The organism is Arthrobacter sp. UNC362MFTsu5.1 (assembly GCF_000685965.1).
Lineage (GTDB): Bacteria > Actinomycetota > Actinomycetes > Actinomycetales > Micrococcaceae > Arthrobacter.
Genome location: NZ_JMLE01000001.1, coordinates 220,340 through 238,728, shown reverse-complemented (window position 1 = coordinate 238,728; position 18,389 = coordinate 220,340). Strand labels below are relative to the sequence as shown.

Sequence of the window (18,389 nt, the reverse complement as noted above, 5' to 3'; positions counted from 1 at the left end):
GCTTCACGGCCTGTCCCGGGGAGCCTGCCGCGGGGAGTCGGTAGAGTCAGTGGTATGAAAACCTCGCCCCGGCTAAGCCTCAACAACGGTGTGCTGATCGACCAGCTGGGCTTCGGGCTCTACAAGGTTCCCCCGGCGGACGCTGCCGGCCTGGTGACCATGGCCCTCGAAGCCGGCTACCGGCACTTCGACACTGCGTCCATGTACGGAAATGAAACCGGGGTGGGCAAGGCCATCGGCGCCCTCTCCGGCTTCGGCGGCAGCGGAGCCGGCGGCGGCTCCGGCGAGGCGGCGCCGTCGCTCTCCCGGGAGGACCTCTTCGTCACCACGAAGGTGTGGAATGACGACCACGGCTACGACGCAACGATGCGGGCCTTCCAGACCTCGATGTCCAACCTCGGCCTGGAATACATCGACCTCTACCTCATCCATTGGCCTTGCGCCCGCCGCGGACTCTTCACCGAAAGTTACCGGGCCATGGAAACCCTGTACCGCGAGGGGCGGATCCGGGCCATCGGAGTTTCCAACTTCCAGCCTGCCCACCTGGAGCGCCTGCTCGAGACGGCCGAAGTGGTCCCCGCCGTGAACCAGGTGGAACTTCATCCCTGGCTGCAGCAGGACGAACTCCGGGGCCTGCATGACCGGCTTGGCATCCGCACGGAGGCCTGGAGCCCGCTGGGCCGGGGGCAGGTGCTCGAGGATCCAGTGGTTGTGGAGCTGGCAGCGGCGCACCGCCGGACCGCGGCCCAGATCGTCCTGCGGTGGCACGTGCAGCTGGGCAACGTGGTCATTCCTAAAGCCAGCTCCTACACCCGGATCCGGGAAAACCTTGATGTCTTCGGCTTTACCCTGGACGCCTCGGACATGGCCGCCCTTGCCGCCCTGGAACGCAACCAGCGCACAGGCTCCCACCCGGACAACGTCAACTAGGATTCGACACCATGGAACAAGTGGACACAGGACCGGCACAGGCCCTGCACCTTTTCAGCAGCGCACTGGACGACAGGACGCGGGCCGCCAGCGTGGACCTGGATGGCTGCACTGTGGACTACTGGGTGTACGAGCCGGTTACCGTCACAGCTGAGACCAGGACGATCCTGGTGATCCACGGATTCCGCGGGGACCACCACGGCCTGCTGCGGGTTGCGGACCAGCTCCCCGACATGCGGTTGATCATGCCCGACCTGCCCGGTTTCGGCAGCTCCGGTGCGTTCACCGATGGTGAGCACAGCGTCGCGCGGTACGGGCAGTTCATCCGCGACTTCATGACCGCCATGGGCCTGGGTCCGGAAACGGTGCTGCTGGGACACTCCTTCGGATCCATCATTGCCAGCCATTTCGTGGCGGCCAACCCCGGCGCCGTGTTCCCGCTCATCCTCATCAATCCCATTGCCGCGCCGGCACTGGAGGGGCCCAAGGGCGTCATGACCAAACTGGCAGTCTTCTACTACGAGGCCTCTGCCAGGCTCCCCCGCGCCCTGGGCCTGTACCTGCTCCGCAGCAGGCTCATTGTCAGGGTCATGAGCGTGGCCATGGCAAAGACCAGGGACAAGCAGCTCCGTCGCTTTATCCACGGCCAGCACAGCGCGTACTTCTCGGCCTTTGCCAACCGGGACAGCCTGCTTGAGTCCTTCAAGGCGTCCGTGGGCAGCAACGTCTCCGAAGTTGCTGCGGACCTGGCCCTTCCGGTGCTGCTGGTTGCCGGGGAAAAGGACGAGATTGCGATGCTCCCGGACCAGCACAAGCTGAAGGCCCTCCTGCCGGACGGCACCCTCGAGGTCATTCCGGGTGTGGGGCACCTTATCCACTATGAGACACCCGAACCGGCCGCCGGCTACATCAGACGCTTCCTGAAGGACCATCCCGCGTGAAAATCATTATCGATGCCCGCTTCACCCGCCTGGACCACCACGACGGAATCAGCAGGTACGGGGCCAGCCTGATCGCCGCCACGGCCAAGATCGCCGACGTCTCGATGCTCGTCAGCGATCCCCGGCAGCTGGCCCTGCTCCCGGACGTGCCCTACACGATGATCAACAGCCCGCTCTCCCCCGCGGAGCTCTTCGTGGCCGCCAAGGTCAACAAGCTTGGCGCCGACGTGGTGGTGTGCCCGATGCAGACGATGGGGACGTTGGGCCGGAAGTACGGCCTGGTCCTGACCCTTCACGACCTCATCTACTACGAGCACCCCGCTCCGCCAGGCTTCCTGCCTGCCCCGGTCCGAGTGCTGTGGCGCCTTTACCACAAGGCGTTCTGGCCGCAGCGGCTGCTCCTGAACCGGGCGGATGTGGTGGCCACCATCAGCCGCACCACCGAAGCCCTGATTGCCAAATACCGCCTGACGAAGCGGCCGGTCCGGATTGTGGGCAACGCTCCGCAGCACGGCCACACGCCCCGCGACCCCGGTGCCGGCGCGGACCCCACCCTGCTCTACATGGGTTCGTTCATGCCGTACAAAAACGTGGACACCATGGTGCGGGGAATGGCCGACCTGCCCGGCATGACGCTCCATCTCCTCAGCCGCATCACGCCGCAGCGCCGGGCGGAACTCGAGGCCCTGGTGCCGCCGGGAGCGGAAGTCGTCTTCCATAACGGCGTGACGGATGCCGAGTACGAGGCCCTGCTGGCCCGGACCACTGCCCTGATCAGCCTCTCACGCGCGGAAGGCTACGGACTGCCGCTCGTGGAGGCCATGTCCCACGGCACGCCCGTCATCGCCAGTGACATCCCGATCTTCCGCGAAGTGGGGCAGGACGCCGTGACGTACGTCCACCCGGATTCCCCGTCCGAGTTCGCCGAAGCGGTGCGGCGGCTGGAACAGGCGGAGGTGTGGAAGGCGCTGTCACGCCGTTCCGTGGAACGGGCTGCGGAATTCAGCTGGGACCACTCCGCCCGGCAACTCGTGGACCTGGCCGAAGAGGCCGCCCGGATCAGCAGGCGCTGAGGCCGGCCCCGGCGGAAGCTCCTTAGCCGCAGTTCGCCGTCAGCCGGGACACAACCAGGGCACGTCGGCTGGAGCACATCAGCTAGAGCACGTCCACGCCGTCAAGCCGGAGCTGGACGGGATCGTCGCTGCGTCGTGCCGCCGCCGCGGCCTTGACGGCCCGCATCGCACGCGTTGCTTCCGCCGCCTGTGCATAGGGAATGAACAGCAGCGTCCGGACGTCCTCGCCGGCCTCCTGCCTGGCTGCCCGTGCATTCGACAGCACCACGGGCGCCGGACCAGCCATGCGCAGGGTAATGCCCTGCCGGGCCAGGCTCTGCTCAATGGCCTCGGTGAAGTGCCCGACGGCGGTCCGGCCGCCGGTCACCGAGGCAACCCGCACCGCCGGGGGCAGCTGGAGCTCCTGCCGCAATGACAATTCGCGCTGCGCATACCCGCTGGCGTCCCAGCGAAGCAGCGCGCCCACCCCGGCGGCGTCGTCCGCGGTGATCACCACGAGGCCCCCCTCAGCGGCAGGCTTGACGAGGGCCGCGGCGTTGAACCAGCGCCGTACGGCGTCCTCCCCTGCGCGGAGGTTTTCCCGGCGCAGCAAGGAGTCCCCATCCAGCAGCAGTGCGGCGGCATAGCCGCCAGCCGCCACAGGTTCCGCTCCCACGGTGGCCACTACGAGGGCTCTTGTGTCCGGGACGGTGGCTTTGACGTGGTCGCCCGACGACGTGATGACGGGTTTGCCCGGGAACGCCCGGCCCAGCTCCTCCGCGGTCCGCAGCACACCGGTGGCGGAGCGGCGGAGCCTGGGGCTGGTGCAGTGGCTGCAGCGCCAGGCCGGCGCCGGCGCGGAACACCAGCGGCACTGCGGTACGGCGGACGATCCGGCGGCGCCGGCAATAGCCAGGGGCCCGCTGCAGGCCGTGCACCGGGCAGGTTCCCGGCAGGAGTCGCAGACCAGCGAGGGCGCATAGCCGGCGCGGGCCACCTGCACCAGGACGGGGCCGCGTTCCAGGCCTTCCTTGGCGGCGCGCCAGGCCGCCCCCGGCAGCCTGGCGATCCGGGCGAGGGGGTCGCGTTCCTGTTCAAAGCTGTCCGCGGTGTTCAGGACACGCGGTACAGTCCTCCGGACCTCCGGGCGGGCGGCTTCCACGGTCCGGGCCCAGCCTGCGTCCACCAGGCGCTGCAGTTCGGTGCTGCGGGTGTGCGCCGCCAGCAGGCACGCTGCGCCCTCCTGCTCCGCGCGCAGGAGCAGGACCTCCCTGGTGTGGGCGTAGGGCGACCGCTGCTCGATGTGGAGGTCGTCGCCGTCGTCCCAGCACACCACCAGGCCAAGGTTGTGCACGGGGGCATAGGCCGCAGAGCGGGTGCCGACCGCGACGCCCGCGTTCCCGGTCAACACCCGCAGGTAGCTGCGGTAGCGGGGCGTCGGCCCGTCGTCGGCAGTGAGCCGGGCGATGTCTTCCCGGGGAAGCAGCCGCGCCAGGGCGGCCTCGACGCGGTCCAGGTCGCGTTGGTCCGGAACCACCACCACCGCGCCACGGCCCGCGGCACGGACGGCCGCCACGGCTTCGGCAATGAGCTCGGGCCAGCCGGCAGGGCCGAAACCCTGGAGCGCGCTTAGCACCGCGCGCGGCGACTCGCCCGCAGCGAGGTGCCGGAGGAAGGCCGTCCCGTTGACGTAGCGGGACCAGTTCCCGGGTGGGTGTGGAATGCGGGACGCCTCCGGCTCCGCGTCCGCAGCGGCTTCCGTCATTTGAGGGCTTGCGGAGAGCTTTCCCTCGGTGGCCAGCTCCTTCTCAAGCTTGGCAACCCGCGGCGGGATGGCCACGCGCAGGACGTCGCTGACGGTTCCGGCGTAGCGGGCTGCCACAGTGCCGGCCAGCGCGGCCATTTCCGGCGTGAGGACCTGCACGGCAGACACGACTTTATGGAGCGGTACGAGCACGTGCCCGGCGTCGGAATCAGCCACCCTGTCAAGGATGTAGCCGCTGAGCTCCTGGCCGTTGAATTTGACCTTGACCCGCACACCCGGCTGCGCGGCGTCGTCGACCGAGGCCGGCACGCTGTAGTCGAAGGGCCGGTCCAGATGCGGCAGTGAGGATTCGATGAGCACTCTGGCTACGGGCAGCGACGCCGCGAGCGGAGGACCGCCGGAAGACTGCGTCCGGGCGGCCGGGAACCCCTGGAGGAGCGACAGCTGGAGGGGTTCTTCGGCGGCGGCTGCCTCACCGGGAAAGGAAGCGATGGGACCAGTCTCCGTTCAGCATCTGCCAGTTGTGGTGGTCATGGGTCCGGCGCGGTGGAGCAATGCTCCACCAGCCGGAAAGCACAGTAGCAGGGCCGCCCGAACGGGGGCCCTGCTACAGCCAAACACACGGCACCGACATTGACTCCGGTGGCGGCCCTCAGGCGTTGAAGAAAGCCTTGAGGTCATCCACGCGGTCAAGGCGTTCCCAGGTGAAGTCGGGATCGTCGCGGCCGAAGTGTCCGTGCGCAGCAGTCTTTGCGTAGATGGGCCGCTTGAGGTCCAGCGCATCGATGATCGCACGCGGACGGAGGTCGAAGATTTCCGAAATAGCCGCGCTGATGCGCTCGGGATCCACCGTTTCCGTGCCGAAGGTCTCGACATACGTGCCCACGGGCCGTGCCTGGCCGATGGCGTAGGCAATCTGGATCTCGGCCCGCTTGGCAAGTCCGGCAGCGACCACGTTCTTGGCCACCCAGCGCATCGCGTAGGCCGCGGAGCGGTCAACCTTGGACGGATCCTTGCCGGAGAAGGCACCGCCGCCGTGGCGCGCCATGCCGCCGTAGGTGTCCACGATGATCTTGCGGCCGGTCAGGCCGGCGTCGCCCACGGGGCCGCCGATCACGAACGCTCCGGCGGGGTTGAGGATGTTGCGGGTACGCGAGATGTCCAGGTTGGCTGCCGCCAGCACCGGGTCAATCACATGCGTGGCAAGGTCGGCGCGCAGCTGCTCGAGGCTGGCGCCCTCCGCGTGCTGGCTGGAGATCACGATGGTTTCGACGGAGACCGGCCGGTCGCGGTCGTAGCCGATCGTGGCCTGGGTCTTGCCGTCCGGGCGGAGGTAGGGAAGCTCGCCGTTCTTGCGCACTTCGGTGAGGCGCTCTGAGAGGCGGTGCGCAATCCAGATCGGCACGGGCATGTAGGACGGCGTCTCGTCGCTGGCGTAGCCGAACATGAGGCCCTGGTCGCCGGCGCCTTGGAGGTCGTAGTCGTCTTCCTGGCGGCCTTCGCGGGCTTCCAGGGAGTTGAACACGCCGCCGGCAATGTCGTTGGACTGCTGGCCGATGGAGACGGAGACGCCGCAGCGTGCACCGTCAAACCCGTTGGCCGAGGAGTCGTAGCCGATCCCCAGGATGGTCTCCCGCACGATCTGCGGGATCTCCACGTAGGCGTCTGTGGTGACTTCGCCCGCTACGTGCACCAGTCCGGTGGTGGCCAGCGTCTCCACTGCCACGCGGGACTCGGGGTCCTTCGCCAGCAGGGCATCCAGGATCGCATCGCTGATCTGGTCGCAAATCTTGTCCGGATGGCCTTCAGTCACGGACTCCGACGTGAAGAGACGAAGGGATGGCGGCGTCGCGCCATGGGATGCGGGAATGTGCAGCGGTAAAGTCACTCAACTACCTTACTGGTTGGGAATCGGTCAGGCCTCGGCATGTGTCCCCCTGCTAAGGAGGCCTTGCACACGCCGGCCTTTCAAGCTCGTGGGAATACGCGGCTCAACTCGGAGCTGATGCGGTCAATGACGGCCGCCGCAACTTCGTCCTTCGAGCCGGATGCCGATTGTGGTTCGGAGCCGGTGCGGGAAAGGATGACCACGGAGTTGTTGTCCTGGCCGAACACCAGGCCCTCGCCCACGTGGTTGACCACCAGCAGGTCGCAACCCTTCTTTCGGAGTTTGGCCTCGGCGTGGTCCAGCACGTCCCCCTCGGCGTCGCCGGTTTCCGCGGCAAAACCCACAATCAGCTGACCGGGCCTGCCCGCCGCGCGGACCTCCACGAGTTCGTGCAGGATGTCCGGGTTGCGGAGCAGGTTGATCACTGGATCGGCGGTGTCATCCCGCTTCTTGATCTTGGTGTCCGACACCTCGGCGGGCCGGAAGTCCGCCACGGCGGCAGCCATGATGACGACGTCGGAATCGGCTGCCGCGCGCAGCGCCGCTTCCCGGAGCTGCAGCGCAGTTTCGACCCGGACCACTTCGACGCCGGCAGGAGCCGGTACGTCCATGTGGGCGGCCAGCAGCCGGACGCTCGCGCCCGCGTCGCGGGCTGCCACGGCAAGTGCCACTCCCTGTTTTCCGGACGAGCGGTTGCCGAGGAACCGTACCGGGTCCAGCGGTTCCCGTGTGCCGCCCGCGCTGATGGTGACGGTGCGCCCGGCAAGCGGCAGCTGCCCGGGAACGGCGTTGCCCTGCATCAGGGCCAGCGCGGCGGCAAAGATGGCCTCGGGCTCCGGCAGCCGGCCGGGGCCTGAGTCGGAGCCGGTGAGCCGGCCGCTGGCGGGTTCAAGGACCGTTACGCCCCGGCTGCGCAGCGTTTCCACATTGGCCTGGGTGGCAGCGTGCAGCCACATTTCGGTGTGCATGGCAGGGGCCATCAGCACCGGGCCGCTGGCCATCAGGAGAGTGTTGGTGAGGAGGTCGTTGGCATGGCCGCCGGCGGCACGCGCCAGGAGGTCCGCCGTGGCCGGGGCCACCACGATGAGGTCCGCCTCATGACCCAGGCGTACATGGTTGACCGACGGAACGTCGTCGAAGACGCTGTTGCTGACCGGGTTCCCGGACAGGGCTTCCCAGGTGGCCACGCCAACAAAGCGGTTGGCCGCCTCCGTGGGGATCACCGTGACGTTGTGTCCGGCTTCAGTAAAAAGCCGGAGGAGCGATGCCACCTTGTAGGCGGCAATCCCTCCCCCGACTCCGAGGACTATGCGCACGTGACCTCCGTCAACAGGCAGTCTTTTTGTGTAAGGAGATCTACTCTGCGGGTTCGATCGGCGTGGAAACGAGCTTGCCTTCGTTGATTTCGCGCAGGGCGATGGACAGCGACTTCTCGTTCAGCTTGGTGTCGACCAGCGGGCCAACGTATTCGAACAGGCCCTCGTGCAGCTGGGCGTAGTATGCGTTGATCTGACGTGCACGCTTGGCACCGAAGATCACCAGGCCGTACTTGGAATCAGCTGCCTTCAGCAGCTCGTCGATCGGCGGGTTGATGATGCCTTCAAGGTTCGTGGACACGAATTCTCCAAATTCTAACGGGCCGATCCGACCCTGCGGCTAGTGCGGGTGCGGGGTCAGCCCCATGAGTGAAACAAGCTCGTCCGCTGCGCGTCGAACGTCATCATTGATGACGGTGTGATCGAACTCCGGCTCAGCGGCAAGTTCTAGTTTAGCGGTTTCCAGTCTCTGCTGCTGTTCCTCGGCTGATTCCGTGCCGCGGCCCACCAGGCGGCGGACCATTTCCTCCCAGGTAGGCGGGGCGAGGAACACGAATTGGGCTTCCGGGACGGCCTGCTTGACCTGGCGCGCGCCCTGCAGGTCAATCTCCAGCAGCACCGAACGGCCATCGGCGATGGCCGCGTCCACGGTGCTGCGCAGCGTGCCGTACCGGTTGCGGCCGTGGACCACGGCCCATTCGAGCAGTTCGCCGTCGGCCACCAGGGCGTCGAATTCCTCGGCCGACTTGAAGAAGTAGTGAACGCCGTCCTGCTCCCCCGGGCGCGGAGCCCGGGTGGTGGCCGAGACGGAAAGCCAGACTTCGGGATAGTTGTCCCGGATGTAGGTGGACACGGTGCCTTTACCAACAGCCGTCGGGCCGGCGAGGACTGTCAGTCCCGGTTTCTTGCTCACATATTCCTTTGGGCGTTGTTCGGATGGACGTGATTCTCGTTCATAAAATCTACCAGCGCCCGGCGCTGGTGAACGCCGAGCCCCCGCAGCCTGCGGGATACGGCAATGCCCAGCTCGTCCATGATGGCAGCGGCCGTGACACGGCCCACACCGGGGAACGCCTCCAGCATCTCGGAAACCTTCATCCGCGCGATGGCGGAATCACCGTCCCCGGAGGCGAGGAGTTCAGCCACCGTGAGCGTTCCAAGCTTTAGCTGTTCCTTGGCGTCCGCCCGGGCCGCACGGGCGGCCGCCGCCTTACCCAGCGCTTCCGCGCGTTCCTGGTCTGTCAGGGGCCGCAGGCTCACTCAAGTCACCCCGATATCGTCGGTCGGATCCAAGGCAAAGGTCCCGGGAGTCCTCTGAACCTACCCTTTGCCTGGCGCAGAAATCAATGGACGCGAAAATCGATGGATCAGCTGGTCAGCAGGGGCTCCAAGGTGCGCAGGGCGGTCTCCCGGAGTCCGCCAACGGAGGGCCCTCCGGAGAGGATGTCCCGGCTTGAGGTGCCCAGGACCTGCGAATAGGCGGCACCGAACGTTGCCCGCAGATCCGCGGCCGTGGCGCCTTGGGCTCCGAGCCCCGGCGCGAGGATGATTCCGCGTACCGCCGCCAGGTCCAGTTGCAGGTCCGCCAGCGCTCCACCCACGGTGGCGCCAACCACCAGGCCCACAGAGCCCAGCGCGCCCGTGTAGCGGAGATTTTCAGCAGCCGCCGCCTCGGTGATCCGGCGGGCCACGGAATCCGCGCCGCCGACGTGCTGGACGGAGGCGCCTTCCGGGTTGGACGTCAGGGCCAGGACAAAGACGCCGCGGCCGTATTCGGCCGCAAGGTCCAGGGCCGGGCGCAGCGACTCGAAGCCCAGGTAGGGGCTCAGGGTCACCGAATCCGCGGCCAGCGAAGAGCCGTCCCGGAGCCAGGCGTCGGCGTAGGCTGCCATGGTGGAGCCGATGTCCCCGCGCTTGGCGTCGGCGATGGTCAGCACGCCCGCATCGGCAGACGCTGCGAGGGTGCGTTCCAGCACGGCCATGCCGGCCGAGCCGTGGCGTTCGTAGAGGGCCACCTGCGGCTTCACGGCGGCAGCGAGCGAACCCACTGCCTCCACGACCGTGAGCGAGAAGCGCTCCAGGCCGGCGGCGTCGTCGTTCAGTCCCCAGGCCTTCAGCAGCGCCGGGTGCGGATCGATCCCCACGCACAGCGGACCGCGGTCCGCCATGGCCCGGCCGAGCCGGGAGCCGAAGGACTCCCGGCCGGCCGTCATTGCTGCCGCTTGCTCAGCCATTCTGCAGGGCCTTCAGGTTCTCAGCGTGCTCCTGCAGGCTGGTCACCGACCATTCGTAGGTGCGCAATGCTTCGATCGCCTGGACGGCCGCGTTGAACTCGGCCACCGTGGTGATGCACGGAATGCCGATGGACGTTGCCGCCGCGCGCAGTTCGTAGCCGTCGATGCGGGCTTCTCCGCCGGACGGCGTGTTGAAGACCATGTCGATCTCGCCGGCGATGATGAGGTCGGCGATGGTGCCTTCCCCTTCGGCGCTGCTTCCTTCGGCGACCTTGCGGACCGGGGTGGCCTGGATGCCGTTGCGGCGCAGGACGTCGGCGGTGCCGCCGGTGGAGACGATCTCGAAGCCGAGGTCGGAGAGGCGCTTGACGCCCATGATCACCGAGCGCTTGTCCCGGTTGGCCACGGAGACGAAGATCTTTCCTTCGGTGGGCAGCGCGTTGTTGGCGGCTGCCTGGCTCTTGGCGAAAGCCGTGTCGAAGTGCTTGTCGATGCCCATGACTTCGCCGGTGGAGCGCATTTCCGGGCCGAGGAGGGAGTCCACAACCTTGCCCTCCGGGGTACGGAAGCGGCTGAAGGGCAGCACGGCTTCCTTGACCGAGACGGGTGCGTCGAACGGCAGGGTGGAGCCGTCACCGGTTTCCGGCAGCATCTTGTAGGCACTGCGGAGCTGGTTGATGGTCACGCCGGTGCCGATCAGCGCGGCAGCCTTGGCCATCTGCACGCCCGTGGCCTTGGAGACGAAGGGCACCGTGCGGGAGGCCCGCGGGTTGGCTTCGAGGACGTACAGGACGTCGGAGGCCAGGGCGAACTGGATGTTGATGAGGCCGCGGACGCCCACGCCCTCGGCGATGGCCAGGGTGGCGGTGCGTACGCGCTCGATCACGTTGTTGCCGAGCGTGATCGGAGGCAGCACACAGGCGGAGTCGCCGGAGTGGATGCCGGCCTCTTCGATGTGCTCCATGATGCCGCCGAGGTACATTTCGGTTCCGTCGTAGAGGGCGTCGACGTCGATTTCGACGGCGTCTTCCAGGAACCGGTCGATCAGCACCGGGTGTTCGGTGGTGATCTCGGTGGCGTTGGCGATGTAGCGGGAGAGGTTGGGCTCGTCGTAGACGATCTCCATGCCGCGTCCGCCCAGCACGTAGGACGGGCGGACCAGGACCGGGTAGCCGATTTCGTCGGCGATCTTTTTGGCGTCCTCGAAGGACACTGCGGTGCCGTTCTTGGGCGAGATGAGCCCGGCCTCGTCCAGCACGCGGGAGAATGCGCCGCGGTGTTCGGCGAGGTCGATCGCTTCCGGTGACGTGCCGAGGATCGGCACGCCGGCGTCGGCCAGCTGCTGGGCGAGCTTGAGCGGGGTCTGGCCGCCGAGCTGGACGAACACGCCCATGACGCCGCCGGTGCGCTCCTCCGCCGCGATGACTTCAAGGACGTCCTCGAGGGTCAGCGGTTCGAAGTAAAGGCGCGTGGAGACGTCGTAGTCGGTGGAGACGGTTTCCGGGTTGCAGTTGACCATGACGGTCTCGTAGCCGGCTTTGCGGAGCGCCATGGAGGCATGCACGCAGGAGTAGTCGAACTCGATGCCCTGGCCGATGCGGTTGGGGCCCGAACCCAGGATGATGATGGACGGCTTGGAGTGCAGCGCCACCTCGTCCTCCTCGTCGTAGGACGAGTAGTGGTACGGGGTGTAGGCGGCGAACTCGGCGGCGCAGGTGTCCACGGTCTTGTAGACCGGGCGGATGCCCAGCGCCTGGCGGACGCCGCGGACCACGGCCTCCTGGTTGTTGGTGAGGGCGCCGATCTGCTCGTCGGAGAAGCCGTGGCGCTTGGCGCGCTGCAGCATCTCCTGGGTCAGGGCGGTGGACTTGCGGATTTCCTGCGAGATCTCGTTCAGCAGCTGGAGCTGGTCCAGGTACCACGGGTCGATCTTGGTGGCTTCGAAGAGTTGCTCCACCGTGGCGCCGCCCAGCAGGGCGCGCTGCACCTGGTGCAGGCGTTCGGTGGTGGGCCGCTTGGACTTTTCGATCAGCTCCGGGACTTCCCATTCGGGAACGTGGCTGAAGTCCAGCTGCGAGCCCTTCTGCTCGAGGGAGCGGAGCGCCTTCTGCAGTGCCTCGGTGAAGTTGCGGCCCATGGCCATGGCCTCGCCCACCGACTTCATGGTGGTGGTGAGGGTCGGGTCCGCTGCCGGGAACTTCTCAAACGCGAACCGCGGAACCTTGACCACGACGTAGTCGAGCGTCGGTTCGAACGACGCCGGGGTCTTCTGCGTGATGTCGTTCGGGATCTCATCCAGGGTGTAGCCCAGGGACAGTTTGGTGGCGATCTTGGCAATCGCAAACCCCGTGGCCTTCGAGGCCAGCGCCGAGGACCGGGAGACGCGCGGGTTCATTTCGATGACGACGACGCGTCCGGTGTCCGGTTCGACGGCGAACTGGATGTTGCAGCCGCCGGTGTCCACGCCCACTTCACGGATGACCGCGATGGAGATGTCGCGCAGGCGCTGGTATTCGCGGTCCGTGAGGGTCAGGGCGGGAGCCACCGTGATGGAGTCTCCGGTGTGCACGCCCACGGGGTCGAAGTTCTCGATGGAACAGACAACCACCACGTTGTCGTTCTTGTCCCGCATCATCTCGAGCTCGTATTCCTTCCAGCCGAGGATGCTCTCTTCGAGCAGCACCTCGCTGGTGGGGCTGTACTGCAGGCCCTGGCCGACGATCCGGCGGAGGTCGCCCTCGTCGTAGGCCAGGCCGGAGCCAAGGCCGCCCATGGTGAAGGAGGGCCGGACGACCATCGGGTAGCCGAGGTCTTCAGCGGCCTTCAGGGCCTCGTCGATGGTGTGGATGATGTGGCTGCGGGCTGACTCCGCACCGCAGCGTTCCACAACGCCCTTGAACTTTTCGCGGTCTTCGCCGAGTTCGATCGCGGCGATGTTCGCGCCGATCAGTTCCACGTTGTACTTTTCGAGCACGCCGTTCTTGTCCAGCGCGATGGCGGTGTTGAGGGCCGTCTGGCCGCCCAGGGTGGGCAGGACCGCATCCGGCCGTTCCTTGGCGATGATCTTTTCCACCACCTCGGGGGTGATGGGCTCCACGTAGGTGGCATCGGCGAACTCGGGGTCCGTCATGATGGTGGCCGGGTTGGAGTTGACCAGGATAACGCGCAGGCCTTCCTCCTTGAGGACGCGGAGAGCCTGGGTGCCGGAATAGTCGAACTCGGCGGCCTGGCCGATCACGATCGGACCGGAACCGATGACCAGGACGCTCTTAAGGTCAGTTCTCTTGGGCATTACTTCTTGTCCTCAGTCTTGGATTCGGTGGAAGTTTTGGAGTCGGCGCCAGCGGAGGGGGCGGCAGCCTTCTTGGTGTCCGCCATCAGCTCGATGAAGCGGTCAAAAAGGTAGGCGGCATCGTGCGGCCCGGCGGCGGCCTCGGGGTGGTACTGCACCGAGAAGGCGGGGATGTCCAGGCAGGAAAGGCCTTCCACGACGTCGTCGTTGAGGCTCACATGGCTGACCTCGACGCGGCCGAACCGTTCCTCGGGGGCCTGGGTGGCGCCGTCGAGCGGGGCGTCCACGGCAAAGCCGTGGTTCTGCGAGGTGATCTCCACCTTGCCGGTGCGGCGGTCCATCACGGGCTGGTTGATGCCGCGGTGGCCGTAGCGGAGCTTGTACGTGCCGAAGCCGAGGGCCCGGCCCAGGATCTGGTTGCCGAAGCAGATGCCGAAGTACGGAAGTTTCTCGTCCAGCACCGAGCGGAGCAGCTTGACCTGGTTGTCGGCCGTGGCGGGGTCGCCCGGACCGTTGGACATGAAGAATCCGTCCGGGTTGACCGCTTTCACGTCGGCCAGGGTGGCCGTCGCCGGCAGGACGTGGACGCGGACGCCGCGCTCGGCGAAGCGGATGGGGGTCATGCGCTTGATGCCGAGGTCGATTGCGGCGATGCTGAAGCGCGGCTCGCCGTCCCAGCCCCAGTCCTTCGGTTCCACGATGTAGGCCTCGTCAACACTGACTTCCTCGGCGAGGCGGGCGCCTTCCATCGGCGCGCTGGCCAGTACGGCGTCGAGCAGTTCCTTGTCCGTGGCCCGGGCCGCGTCGCCGGAGAAGATCCCGGCGCGCATGGTCTTGTGTTCGCGCAGGTGCCGGGTGATGGCCCGGGTGTCGACGCCCTGAATGCCCACAATGCCCTGTTCCACGAGTTCGTCGTCGAGGGACCGCTCGGAGCGCCAGTTGGAGGGCCGGCGCGCAGCGTCGCGGACAATGTAGCCGGCCACCCAGATGCGGCGGGACTCGGCGTCGTCGGCGTTGACGCCGGTGTTGCCGATGTGCGGTGCCGTCTGGACCACCAGCTGGCGGGCGTAGGAGGGATCGGTGATGGTCTCCTGGTAGCCGGTCATGCCGGTGGCGAAGACCGCCTCGCCCAGGGCGGTGCCGGTGGCGCCGTAGCTGCTGCCGCGGAAGAAGCGGCCGTCCTCGAGCACCAGCACGGCGGGCGCCGACGTTCCCTGTTCAGGTGCAGTATCTGCGTTTGCTGTTACTTGGGTTTCTGTCACGTTGTTACTTTCCACTATCGGCATCTGCCTGAGGGGCTGCGGAGATCAATTCTTGAAAGGCGTCGAGGATGGCCGGTTTGTCGGCGGCGCGCCGGGTCCGGAATCCGGTGTCCAGTTCACGGCCGCCCAGTGTCCAGCTGAGCACCAGGAGTCCGTCTTTCTCGACGAACTTGCCGGCCATGCCGCTGTCCTGCCGGACTCCGGTGAGCCTGCCGGCCGGGATGAAGACCGGTCCGGCACCTGACCGCTCGAACAGCACGCCTTCGGGGTGGACGGTCAGTTCGGCGTTGGTGCGGATTCCCAGGCCTTGAACGGCAATGCGGTCCAGCCAGTCCCCCGCCGTGGTGGTGGCGACGTACTGGCCGTCGGCCGCGGCAAGCGGCAGGCTCAGTTCCGCCGGCACCGCGGGCAACTGTTCGACGTCGGACTGGCGCCGCAGGCGGCTCCGCCAGCCGGCGCCGATCATGGCCAGCACGAGCGCGATGAGCGGCAGCGTGATGACCAGGGTGAGGGCTTTGTTGTCCATCAGTTGGCGCCCGCCGGACCGGTTGTTTCCGGGTGGGATCCGTGACGGTACGGGGTATTGAGCTCGCCGTTCAGGACGGTGGGATGACCCTTGAAGAACGTCGCCACAACCTTGCCCGGGAGTTCCCTTCCGGCGAACGGAGAGTTACGGCCCATGGTTGCCATCTTAGAAGGGTCCACGGTCCAGCGCGCAGCCGGGTCCACCAGTGTGACGTTCGCGGGTTCGCCCACCTCCAGCGGACGTCCCTGGTCGGCCACCCGTCCGATGACGGCGGGAGCGGTGGAGGTGACCCGGGCGAAGTCCTCCCAGCCCATGAGGCCGGTCTCGATCATGGTCGCCTGCACCACGGACAGTGCGGTTTCCAGGCCGGTCATGCCCATGGCCGCCTGCGCCCATTCGCATTCCTTGTGTTCGCTCGGGTGCGGGGCGTGGTCCGTGCCGACGACGTCGATGGTGCCGTCTGCCAGGGCCGCGCGGAGCGCCTGGACGTCGGAGTCCGTGCGCAGCGGCGGGTTCACCTTGTAGACGGGATCGTAGCTGCGGACAAGTTCGTCGGTCAGGAGGAGGTGGTGCGGGGTCACTTCGGCGGTGACGTTGATGCCGCGGCCCTTGGCCCAGCGGATGATCTCGACCGAACCTGCCGTGGAGACGTGGCAGACGTGCAGCCTGGACCCGACGTGCTGGGCCAGCAGGACGTCACGGGCGATGATGCTTTCCTCGGCCACAGCGGGCCAGCCCGTCAGTCCGAGGACTGCCGAGACGTCGCCTTCGTTCATCTGGGCGCCGGCGGTGAGCCGGGGTTCCTGGGCGTGCTGGGCCACCACGCCGTCGAACGCCTTGACGTATTCGAGGGCCCGGCGCATCAGCACGGGGTCGTGGACGCAGATGCCGTCATCGGAGAACACCCGCACCTTGGCGCGGGAATCGGCCATGGCGCCGAGCTCGGCCAGCTGTTCGCCGGCGAGGCCGACGGTGACCGCGCCCACGGGACGGACGTCCACCCAGCCGGCGGCGCGTCCCAGGGTGTGCACCTGTTCCACCACGCCTGCGGTGTCCGCGACGGGGTTGCTGTTGGCCATGGCGTGCACGGCCGTGTAGCCGCCGAGGGCGGCGGCGCGGGTGCCGGTCTCCACCGTTTCGGCGTCTTCCCGTCCGGGTTCGCGGAGGTGCGTGTGGATGTCCACCATGCCGGGCAGGGCCACCAGGCCGGCGGCTTCGATGACGGTGGCGCCGTCAGCCGCGTCGCTGCCGGCCAGGTCGGTGCCGCGTCCGGTGATGATGCCGTCGCGGATCAGGAGGTCCTGGGCTGCGCCGCCGAGAATCGCCGCGCCGCGGATGAGGTATGACCCGGTGCGGGCTGCATCCTGTTGTTCGTGTGCCATCAGTGGCTCTCCTTGGTGGAATGGGCGGCGTTGGAATATGCGGTGCTGGAAGAGGCTGTGCCGGAAGAGGCGGTGGCTGCCGGTTCCCGGGTGTCCCCGGACAGCAGCAGGTACAGGGCGGCCATCCGGACGGATACGCCGTTGCGGACCTGTGCCAGCACGGTGGAACGGGGAGAGTCCGCGGCGGCGGACGATATTTCAAGGCCCCGGTTCATGGGGCCGGGGTGCATGATGATGGTGTCCTTCAGTCCCAGGGTGTCCAGGGCCCGGAGGCGGTTGTCGTCGAAGCCCCAGCGGCGGGAGTATTCACGCGTTGTGGGGAAGAACGAGGCGTTCATCCGTTCGCCCTGGACGCGCAGCATCATCACGGCGTCCACGCCCTTCGCCAGGGTTTCGTCCATGTCGTAGCTGACGCTGCAGGGCCACTGCCCGACGCCGATGGGCAGCAGCGTGGGCGGCGCCACCAGCGTGACCTCCGCGCCGAGCGTGCGGAGCAGCCAGACGTTCGACCGGGCCACCCGGGAGTGCAGGACGTCACCGGCGATGGCCACCCGCATGCCCTTCAGGTCAGCCCCCGCGGACGGCGTCCCGTGGAGCTGTGCCCAGTGCCGCCGCATGGTGAAGGCATCCAGCAGCGCCTGGGTGGGGTGTTCGTGGGTGCCGTCACCGGCGTTGATGACGGCGGCGTCGATCCAGTCCGTGGCGGCCAGCCGGTGCGGCGCACCGGAGGCCCAGTGGCGGATGACGACGGCGTCTGCCCCCATGGCGGCCAGCGTCTGCGCCGTGTCTTTGAGGGATTCGCCCTTGGAGACGGAGGATCCCTTGGCGGCAAAGTTGATGACGTCCGCCGACAGCCGCTTCGCGGCGGCCTCGAAGGAGATGCGCGTGCGGGTGGAGTCCTCGAAGAACAGGTTCACCACGGTGCGGCCCCGCAGGGCCGGGAGCTTCTTGACCTCGCGTTCCCCCACCGCGGCCATCTCCTCGGCCGTGTCGAGGATGCGGATGGCGTTGGCCAGGCTGAGGTCTTCGGTGGAAAGCAGGTGCTTCATGCGCCTGCCTCGATGACCACTTCGTTGACCGGTGTGCCGTCAACGGAATCGGTCTCTTCAAGCCGGACCCGGACTTTTTCGGAGGAGGACGTGGGGAGGTTCTTTCCGACGTGGTCGGCCCGGATCGGAAGTTCACGGTGTCCGCGGTCGATCATGACCGCGAGCCGGACGATGCGCGGGCGGCCCAGGTCGACGATGGCATCCAGTGCCGCGCGGATGGTCCGGCCGGAGTAGAGGACGTCATCGATCAGCACGACGACCTTGTTGTCGATGCCGGTTCGGGGCAGTTGCGTGGGATAGGGCGGCCGCGTGGGCTGGTGGGAGAGGTCGTCCCGGAACATGGTGACGTCCAGCTGGCCCACGATGGCGGCGGCATCCACGGTGGGATCGGCGGCGGCGATTTTCTTGGCCAGGCGCACGGCCAGCGGATAGCCGCGGCGCGGAATGCCCAGCAGCACCAGATCCTGGGAACCCTTGTTGGCCTCGAGGATCTCATGGGCGATACGAGTGAGTGCACGGTCAATGTCCGCAGAGTTGAGTACAACCCTGGCCGGAACCGGTGCTTCTGTGACTGATGTCAACGCTCGTCTCCCCTTTCCCCGCCTCACGGGACGGAATTAAAAAAGGAACATTTGCCCTTCAAAATTACCACACGCGCCATCCCGGCCCGGCTGCCCGCCGGGCGCGCGGAGAGCGTTTAACATCACATCCGCCGGGCCGTGAGGCTGCCCCGGGCTGGTCGCCGGCACGGT

16 protein-coding genes are annotated in these 18,389 nt (G+C 67.4%); 3 read left to right on the top strand and 13 right to left on the bottom strand.

Annotated features, from left to right (window positions below; genetic code table 11):
• Positions 1–54: 54 nt before the first annotated feature.
• From BS38_RS0101170 to BS38_RS0101160, 3 genes are read left to right on the top strand one after another with little or no spacing between them, the layout of a single operon-like run.
• The gene (locus BS38_RS0101170) at positions 55–930 is read left to right on the top strand and encodes an aldo/keto reductase (protein ID WP_028269135.1); all 876 of its coding nucleotides are present in this window, start codon (positions 55–57) and stop codon (positions 928–930) included.
• An 11-nt stretch (positions 931–941) separates the two neighbouring features.
• The gene (locus BS38_RS0101165) at positions 942–1,871 is read left to right on the top strand and encodes an alpha/beta fold hydrolase (RefSeq protein ID WP_028269134.1); all 930 of its coding nucleotides are present in this window, start codon (positions 942–944) and stop codon (positions 1,869–1,871) included.
• On the top strand, positions 1,868–2,944 hold the full coding sequence (locus BS38_RS0101160) for a glycosyltransferase family 4 protein (protein ID WP_028269133.1): 1,077 nt from the start codon (positions 1,868–1,870) through the stop codon (positions 2,942–2,944). The genes BS38_RS0101165 and BS38_RS0101160 overlap by 4 nt, the downstream gene beginning before the upstream one ends.
• A gap of 82 nt (positions 2,945–3,026) precedes the next feature.
• Here BS38_RS0101160 and BS38_RS0101155 read toward each other — a convergent pair whose 3' ends face one another.
• From BS38_RS0101155 to pyrR, 13 genes are all read right to left on the bottom strand, one after another.
• Complete coding sequence (locus BS38_RS0101155; protein ID WP_051628658.1) at positions 3,027–5,180, bottom strand: hypothetical protein; 2,154 nt, start codon at positions 5,178–5,180, stop codon at positions 3,027–3,029.
• 160 nt (positions 5,181–5,340) lie between these two features.
• Entirely contained in the window at positions 5,341–6,576 is a 1,236-nt protein-coding gene (gene metK, locus BS38_RS0101150) for a methionine adenosyltransferase (RefSeq protein ID WP_028269131.1), read from the bottom strand.
• An 80-nt stretch (positions 6,577–6,656) separates the two neighbouring features.
• Positions 6,657–7,892, bottom strand: a complete 1,236-nt coding sequence (gene coaBC / locus BS38_RS0101145; RefSeq protein ID WP_028269130.1) for a bifunctional phosphopantothenoylcysteine decarboxylase/phosphopantothenate--cysteine ligase CoaBC — start codon at positions 7,890–7,892, stop codon at positions 6,657–6,659.
• A 40-nt stretch (positions 7,893–7,932) separates the two neighbouring features.
• Complete coding sequence (rpoZ, locus tag BS38_RS0101140) at positions 7,933–8,193, bottom strand: DNA-directed RNA polymerase subunit omega (protein ID WP_011692102.1); 261 nt, start codon at positions 8,191–8,193, stop codon at positions 7,933–7,935.
• A gap of 39 nt (positions 8,194–8,232) precedes the next feature.
• Positions 8,233–8,805: a guanylate kinase gene (gene gmk / locus BS38_RS0101135; RefSeq protein ID WP_028269129.1), complete on the bottom strand. Its 573-nt coding sequence runs from the start codon at positions 8,803–8,805 to the stop codon at positions 8,233–8,235.
• Entirely contained in the window at positions 8,802–9,152 is a 351-nt protein-coding gene (mihF, locus tag BS38_RS0101130; RefSeq protein WP_028269128.1) for an integration host factor, actinobacterial type, read from the bottom strand. Before mihF ends, gmk begins: the two co-directional genes overlap by 4 nt.
• A 107-nt stretch (positions 9,153–9,259) precedes the next feature.
• Positions 9,260–10,126 (bottom strand): orotidine-5'-phosphate decarboxylase, encoded by an 867-nt coding sequence (gene pyrF / locus BS38_RS0101125; RefSeq protein ID WP_028269127.1) that lies wholly within the window; start codon positions 10,124–10,126, stop codon positions 9,260–9,262.
• Entirely contained in the window at positions 10,119–13,418 is a 3,300-nt protein-coding gene (gene carB, locus BS38_RS0101120; protein WP_028269126.1) for a carbamoyl-phosphate synthase large subunit, read from the bottom strand. The genes pyrF and carB overlap by 8 nt, the downstream gene beginning before the upstream one ends.
• Positions 13,418–14,704 carry a glutamine-hydrolyzing carbamoyl-phosphate synthase small subunit gene (gene carA, locus BS38_RS0101115; RefSeq protein WP_028269125.1) on the bottom strand — a complete coding sequence of 429 codons (1,287 nt, stop codon included), beginning with the start codon at positions 14,702–14,704 and terminating at the stop codon, positions 13,418–13,420. The genes carB and carA overlap by 1 nt, the downstream gene beginning before the upstream one ends.
• On the bottom strand, positions 14,685–15,206 hold the full coding sequence (locus BS38_RS0101110; protein ID WP_028269124.1) for a PH-like domain-containing protein: 522 nt from the start codon (positions 15,204–15,206) through the stop codon (positions 14,685–14,687). Before BS38_RS0101110 ends, carA begins: the two co-directional genes overlap by 20 nt.
• Positions 15,206–16,588, bottom strand: coding sequence for a dihydroorotase (locus BS38_RS0101105; protein WP_028269123.1), 1,383 nt, complete (start codon positions 16,586–16,588; stop codon positions 15,206–15,208). The genes BS38_RS0101110 and BS38_RS0101105 overlap by 1 nt, the downstream gene beginning before the upstream one ends.
• The gene (locus tag BS38_RS0101100; RefSeq protein WP_028269122.1) at positions 16,588–17,637 is read right to left on the bottom strand and encodes an aspartate carbamoyltransferase catalytic subunit; all 1,050 of its coding nucleotides are present in this window, start codon (positions 17,635–17,637) and stop codon (positions 16,588–16,590) included. The genes BS38_RS0101105 and BS38_RS0101100 overlap by 1 nt, the downstream gene beginning before the upstream one ends.
• A complete protein-coding gene (pyrR, locus tag BS38_RS0101095) occupies positions 17,634–18,218 on the bottom strand; it encodes a bifunctional pyr operon transcriptional regulator/uracil phosphoribosyltransferase PyrR (RefSeq protein ID WP_028269121.1) in 585 nt (194 codons plus the stop codon). The genes BS38_RS0101100 and pyrR overlap by 4 nt, the downstream gene beginning before the upstream one ends.
• Between the last annotated feature and the right edge of the window lie 171 nt (positions 18,219–18,389).